This window comes from Deinococcota bacterium (assembly GCA_030858465.1).
Taxonomy (GTDB): Bacteria; Deinococcota; Deinococci; order Deinococcales; family Trueperaceae; genus JALZLY01.
This window is the reverse complement of the sequence record JALZLY010000131.1, coordinates 1-6,542: the sequence shown is the minus strand read 5'-3', so window position 1 is coordinate 6,542 and position 6,542 is coordinate 1. Positions and strand designations below refer to the sequence as shown.

The window sequence follows — 6,542 nt, the reverse complement described above, 5'->3', positions numbered from 1 at the left end:
CCGTGCCGACGGCGCCGAGGGCGATGGCGGCGCCGGTGGCGCGGCCCTGGTGCCTCATGGGCTCGTACTCGGGCTCGCGGAAGTACATATAGACCACCACTCGAGCATAAAAATACACCGCCACCACACTGGTGACGATGGCAAAGACCGCCAGGGTGATGTGCCCCGCGGCGATGGCCGCCTGGAAGACCAGGACCTTGGCGACGAAGCCCGCCAGGGGCGGAATGCCCGCTAAGCTCAGCATGAAAAGGGCGAAGGAGGCGGCCAGCCAGGGCCGGGTTCGGCCGAGCCCGGCGAAGCGCTCTAGGTCGTCGCCCTTGTCGTTGTCGTCGCTCAAGAGCGTCAGGGCGGCAAAGGCGCCCGCCGTCATCAGCGTGTAGGCGGTCAGGTACCAGATGGCCGCGTGCATGCCCAGCTCGTTGGCGGACAAGACGGCCAGGGCCAGGTAGCCCGCGTGCGCCACCGCCGAATAGGCGAGCATCCGTTTGACCCCGCGCTGGCGCAGGGCCACCACGTTGCCGATGACCAGCGTGAGGCCGGTGAACAGCGCCAGGACGGTGTTCCAGGCGGTGCCGTAGACCGACAAGGTGGGCAGGGCGACGATGGCGACGCGCAGGATGGCCGCAAAGGCCGCGGCCTTGACGACCACGCTCATGTAGGAGGTGATCGGCGTCGGCGCGCCGGTATAGGCGTCGGGCGCCCACTGGTGAAAGGGCGCCAGGGCCACCTTGAAGGCGAGGCCGATAAGCATCATCAACCCGCCCAGGGTGAGCAAGAAGACCTGGTCGAAGCCCTCGGCAAAGGCCGCGGTGGCGACGCCGGTAAACGAAAAGGTGCCGGTCGCGCCGTAGGTGAGCGCGATGCCGTAGACAAAGAAAGCCGTCGAGAAGGCGCCCAGGAGAAAGTACTTCATCCCCGCCTCCTCGGACTCGCGCTGCTCCTGGCGCCAGGCGCAGAGGACATAGGTCGCCAAAGACATGATCTCGACGCCCAGGATGAGGACGATGAGGTCGCCCGCCGCGGCGATCACCAGCGCGCCGCAGGCGCTCAGGAGCATCAAGGGGTAGTACTCGGGATGGTTGAGCCCGGTGCGCCGCCTGAGGTAGTCATAGGAGATCAGGACGGCCATGGCGGTGCCCAGCAGGATCACGTAGTTGAAGGCTAGGGCGGTGGTGTCGGCGACGTAGCGCAGGCCGAAGCTCTGCAACATCACCCCGCCCTGGGCGTGCACGAAGAGCCAGGTGTTGAAGGCCGCCGCCAGCGCCAGGCCGCCGAGGCTGATGAGGGCGACGGGCTTCGAGTCCACCCGCCCCAGCGCGACCATCAGGGCGACGCAGGCCGCTATGAGCAGCACCAAGGGCGGCGAAAAGACCAGCCAGTTGACGTCGGCTGCGATCATCACCGCTCTCCTCGAGCCAGGGCGGGGTCAGGCGTCGTCCCTACCCTGAGCTGTCCTTCGATCACCTGCGCCTGAACGTCGATGCGACTCATCGGCGCATTGGGGAGAAGGCCGAAGAAGAGAATGCCGGCGATGATAGGCGCGAGGATCAGCGCCTCCGCCCGGCCCAGCTCCCGCGCCGGGCCGTTCTCCGCCTCGCCCCAGTAGAGCCGCTGGTAGAGGTTGACGCCGTAGACGCCCGCGGCGATGACGCCCAGGGTCGCCAAGGCCGCCAGCCAGGGGCTCGTCTGGTAGGCGCCCAAGAGGCTCATGAACTCGCCGGGAAAGTTCGACAGGCCCGGCACGCCGATAGCGGCGAAGAGGACGAAGAGGCTCACCCCGGCCAGGGCCGGCGCGGCCTTGGCGAGGCCGCCGTACTGCTCGAGGTCGAAGCTGCCGCGCCGCTCATAGAGCATGCCGCTGATCAGGAACATCCCGCCCGTCGAGAGCATCTGCGCGGCCAAGAGCATCACCGCGCCGCTTAAGCCCGCCAGGTGCAGGCCGAAGAGGCCGGTGCCGACGATGCCCATGTGCGACAGCGAGGCGTAGGCCAGCAGGCGCTTGAGGTCGCGCTGCTGAGCGGCGATCACCGCGGCGTAGACGGCGGTAAAGGCGGCCAGGAAGAGCAGCGGCGGCGCGAGCGCACGCGCCCCCTCGGGAAAGAGCGGCAGGGCCCAGGCGAAGAACCCCCAGCCGCCGACCTTGTAGAGCGTTCCCGCCACGTCGGCCGCGCCCGAAGCGTGGTTCTCTTCGTGGAAGTCAACCAGCCAGGCGTGCAGCGGCCAGAGCGGCAGCTTGACCGCGAAGGCCAGGGCGAAAGCGACGAAGAGCCAGGTCTGCGTTGCCGGCGTCAGCGTCCGCGTCGCCGTCAGCAGGTCCTCGAGGCCATAAGACAGCGCCCCGGAGAGCGGCCTGACCGCCAAGATCGCCACCAGCATGAGGAACGATCCCGCTACCGCATAGAGCAGGAACTTCATGGCGGCCTCGCGGCGGCGCGCGCGGCCCCAGACGCCCAGGAGAAAGAGGCTGGGGACGAGCGTCGCCTCCCAGAAGAGGTAGAAGAGCACCAGGTCCTTGGCCAGGAAGATGCCGTTGAGGCCGGCCTGCATCGCCAGCAGGAGGGCGAGAAAGGCGCTCGCGCCGCGCTCGACCTTGATGGCGGCCCAGGCCAGCGTGGGGATCATGACCAGGGCGGCCACCGCGACGAGCACGGCGTCCGCGCCGTCGGGACGGAGGTAGAAGTCGATGCCGAGGCCCGGCAGCCAGGCCATGCGCACGCCGGCGTCGCCGCCGAGAGCGAGCGCGGCCATGAAGGTGACGCCGGAGGCGACGACGGCGATAGCGCCGGCGAGCCTGCGCTGCCGCGTCAAGGCGACGACAAGAGCGGCCACGAGCGGGATGAGGAGGACGGCGAGGCTCACGGCAGCACCGTTGTCATGACCGCCACCAACACCAAGAACGCCGCCCCGATGAACATCACCAGCGCGTAGGCGCGGACAAAGCCCGACTGGAAGCGAGCCAGGACCGTCGCCAGCAGGCCGACGCTCTCGGCCGCGGCGATCACGCCGTGGTCGAGCAGCTCCCGGTCGAGAATGGCGAGGCTCGAGGCCGCGCTCTCAGCGGGACTCACCACCGCCCTGCGGTAGAGGAGATCGAAGCCGCCGCCCTCCCTCGAGAGGCGGCCCAGCCGCGCCAGGCCGCCTTCACTAGAGCGGGCCACCGGTCTGCCCTCATGCAGGTGATAGACGTAGTAGCCCAGCCCCAGGCCCACCGCCGCCGCCAGGACCGAGACGCCGATCAGGGCGAGCTCGAGCCACAGCGCCGGGTGGGCGAAGCCGACGTGGGCAGTGGCAGCCGTCAGCCAGGGGCCGATCAGGTTGGGCAGCCCCAGGTCGGCGGGCAGGCCGATGGAGCCGGCGACGACGCTGAGGACGGCCAGGACCACGAGCGGCACGGTCATGATCCGCGGCGACTCGTGGAGCTGCGCCTTGGCCTCGCGGGTCAACCGCTCGGGCCCCGCAAACGTGAGATAGTACCAGCGGAACATGTAGAAGGCGGTCAGCGCCGTGCTCACCAGCAGGAGCGCGAAGATGAGGGTGTTGCCGTAGCCCGCGATCAGCGTGGCGTTAAAGGTGTGGGCGAGGATGGCGTCCTTGGAGAAAAAGCCCGAGAAGAGGGGCACGCCCGAGATCGCCAGGACGCCTACGAGCGCCGCCCCACCGGTCACCTTCATGTGCTTGCCGAGCCCACCCATGCGCCGGATGTCCTGCTCGCCGCCCAGGGCGTGGATGACCGAGCCCGCGCATAAAAAGAGCAGCGCCTTGAAGAAGGCGTGGGTGAAGACGTGGAAGATGCCCACCCAGTAGGCGCCCACGCCGACGGCCACGAACATGAAGCCGAGCTGCGAGATGGTCGAGTAGGCGAGGATCTTCTTGATGTCGGTCTGCGACAGGGCGGCAAAGGCGGCGATGAGGGCGGTGATCGCGCCCACCCAGGCGACCGCCGCCGAGGCCGCGGGCGTCTGCGCGAAGAGCGGCGCCGTTCTGGCCACCAGGTAGACGCCCGCCGTGACCATGGTCGCGGCGTGGATGAGCGCGGAGACGGGCGTGGGGCCGGCCATCGCGTCGGGCAGCCAGACCTGAAGCGGAAACTGCGCCGACTTGCCGGCGGCCGCCACCAGGAAGAAGAGCCCGATCAGCGTGACCGCTCCCGCGCCGAAGAACATCGCGCTGCTCACCGCGCTGTTTACCTCGGCGATGTTCAAGGTGCCGAAGAGCCTGAAAATCAGGAACATCGCCAGGAGAAAGCCCACGTCGCCGATGCGGTTGACGATAAAGGCCTTGCGCGCGGCGTCGGCGTTGGGCTTGACGCCGTACCAGAAGCCGATGAGCAAAAACGAGCAGACGCCCACGCCCTCCCAGCCGACGAACATCAACAGGTAGTTGTCGGCCATCACCAGGATCAGCATGGCGGCGACGAAGAGGTTGAGGCCGGCGAAGTAGCGGCTGAAGCCCTCGTCGCCGTGCATGTAGCCGACCGAGTAGAGGTGAATCAGCAGACCCACCCCGGTGATGATGAGCATCATTACAACGCTTAAGTTGTCGATGATGAAGCCGAGCTCGAGCCGAAACGTCCCTGCGCTCAGGTAGGTCCAAAGCGGCACGGCCACGCCCTCCCCGCCCCTGCCCAGAAGCCCCACAAAGGCCAGCAGCGAGAGAAGAAAGGCGCCGCCGACCGCCGCGCTGCCGATGACACCGGGCAGGGGCTCCGCCAGGCGGCGGCCGAAGAGGCCGTTTATGATCGCGCCCAAGAGCGCCAGGAGGGGCGCGAGTGCGGCCAGGCTCACCACGTTGAAGCCGGCACTATCTAAGCCGGCACCATTTAAGCCGACACTAGTCAGGCCGACACTGGTCAAGCCGGCACCGGTCAAACCGACAGGGTCCACTAGAGCCGCACCTCCGAGAGCTCGTCCACGTTGGTGGACTGGCGGTATCTGAAGATGGCCACCAGGATGCCCAGACCCACCGCCACCTCGGCGGCGGCGATCGACAAGATGACGAATACCGCCGTCTGGCCGCTCAAGGCCGCGGCCGCGCTGACCCCCGCCCACTGATAAGCAAAGGCGACGAGCACCAGATTGCCGGCGTTCAGCATCAGCTCGACCGACAAGAAGATCATGATGGCGCTGCGGCGCGTGACCGTGCCCACCGCGCCGATAGCGAAGATCACCGCGCTCAGGGCGACATAGTATTCGGTCGGGACCATCAGGGGCGCCCTTCGGGCGAATTGAAAATCGATTTTGAATGTTCAATGTTCAATTTTGAACTTCTAGACATTGCTGAGTTCCCTCTCCTCGGCCCGCTCGCGGCGCGCGGCCGTCTCGGCGCGGCGCTGGACCAGACCTACCGAGCCGATGATGCTGACCAGGAGCAAAACGCCCACGAGCTGAAAGGCGAGCATGAAGTCGGTAAAGAGAAGGTCGGCGATGGACCCGGCGTTGCCGCCCGCGAGGTTGGTCTGGACCTGCTCCGGCGTGGGCAGGGGCCGCCTCGAGCTGAAGGCCGTCACCGCGATGGCGGCGGCCGCGACCACGCCGACGCCGTAGGCCACCGGGCGCAGCCAGGGTAAGAGGTCCTTGTCCTCGTCGCCCTCGACGTTTAAGAGCATGATGACGAATATAAAGAGCACGACGATGGCCCCGGCGTAGACGATCACCTGGATGGCCGCCAGAAACTGGGCGTGCAGGGTGATGTAGGTAACCGCCAGAGTGAGCAGCGTACCGACCAGCGAGAGCGCGGCGTGGACGGGCTGCCTGAGCAAGATCACGCCGAGCGCGCCGGTCACCATCACCGCCGCCAGAACCAGAAAGGTCAGCATGGGCGCTCCGTGCGGGGGTCGGGGGTCGGGGGTCGGGGGTCGGGGGTCGGTAGAACCCGGACCGACCGCCACCCTTTTGACCCCTGTTCGCGCAGCACCCCGCAGGGAAGCCTGAATCCTGAACCCTGCCATCAGTAATCCACGCCCTCGAGCTCGGGCCGCGGCCCCGACGTGAAGCCCACCCGGACCTCCGTGCCCTTCTTTTCGGCCTCGCGGCGTTGCCACTTGCCGCCCTTGACGCCGACCAGCATGTCCTCCTTGCCGTAGGTGAAGTCGTCGTACTTGAAGTCGGAGAGCTCGAACTCGTGGCCCAAGACCACCGCACCCGTCGGGCAGGCCTCCTCGCAGAAGCCGCAGAAGATGCAGCGCAGCATGTTGATCTCGTAGATCTTGGCGTAGCGCTCGCCGGGCGCGGTCGGGTTTTCAGGGTCGTTTTCGGCCGCCTCGACGTAGATGGCGTAGGCCGGGCAGGCCGCCGCGCAGAGCGAGCAGCCGATGCACTTTTCAAGTCCGTTCGGATGCCGCAAGAGGTGATGCCGCCCGCGAAAACGCGCCTTGATGTCCGCTTTTTGCTCTGGATACGAGACCGTTACGGGTTTCTTGAACAGGTGCGAGAGCGTCACCCCCATCCCTTTAGCGATATCTAAAACACTCATATAATCACTCCTTCTGAACTCGGGTTCATCTGCCGACGCCCGTGGTTAAACCGTCTACTCGGGGCAGGGTA

At 67.1% G+C, this 6,542-nt stretch carries 6 protein-coding genes; all 6 read right to left on the bottom strand.

Annotated elements, in window-relative coordinates; genetic code table 11:
- A partial coding sequence (locus tag M3498_06245; protein ID MDQ3458884.1) for an NADH-quinone oxidoreductase subunit N occupies positions 1-1,399 on the bottom strand: 1,399 nt, incomplete at its 3' end.
- On the bottom strand, positions 1,399-2,859 hold the full coding sequence (locus M3498_06240) for an NADH-quinone oxidoreductase subunit M (protein MDQ3458883.1): 1,461 nt from the start codon (positions 2,857-2,859) through the stop codon (positions 1,399-1,401). The genes M3498_06245 and M3498_06240, both read right to left, overlap by 1 nt.
- Entirely contained in the window at positions 2,856-4,778 is a 1,923-nt protein-coding gene (gene nuoL / locus M3498_06235) for an NADH-quinone oxidoreductase subunit L (protein ID MDQ3458882.1), read from the bottom strand. Before nuoL ends, M3498_06240 begins: the two co-directional genes overlap by 4 nt.
- Before the next feature lie 104 nt (positions 4,779-4,882).
- Positions 4,883-5,203, bottom strand: a complete 321-nt coding sequence (gene nuoK, locus M3498_06230) for an NADH-quinone oxidoreductase subunit NuoK (protein ID MDQ3458881.1) — start codon at positions 5,201-5,203, stop codon at positions 4,883-4,885.
- Positions 5,204-5,266: 63 nt separating this feature from the next.
- Complete coding sequence (locus M3498_06225; GenBank protein MDQ3458880.1) at positions 5,267-5,815, bottom strand: NADH-quinone oxidoreductase subunit J; 549 nt, start codon at positions 5,813-5,815, stop codon at positions 5,267-5,269.
- Positions 5,816-5,946: 131 nt separating this feature from the next.
- Positions 5,947-6,471 (bottom strand): NADH-quinone oxidoreductase subunit NuoI, encoded by a 525-nt coding sequence (gene nuoI, locus M3498_06220; GenBank protein MDQ3458879.1) that lies wholly within the window; start codon positions 6,469-6,471, stop codon positions 5,947-5,949.
- Positions 6,472-6,542: the final 71 nt, after the last annotated feature.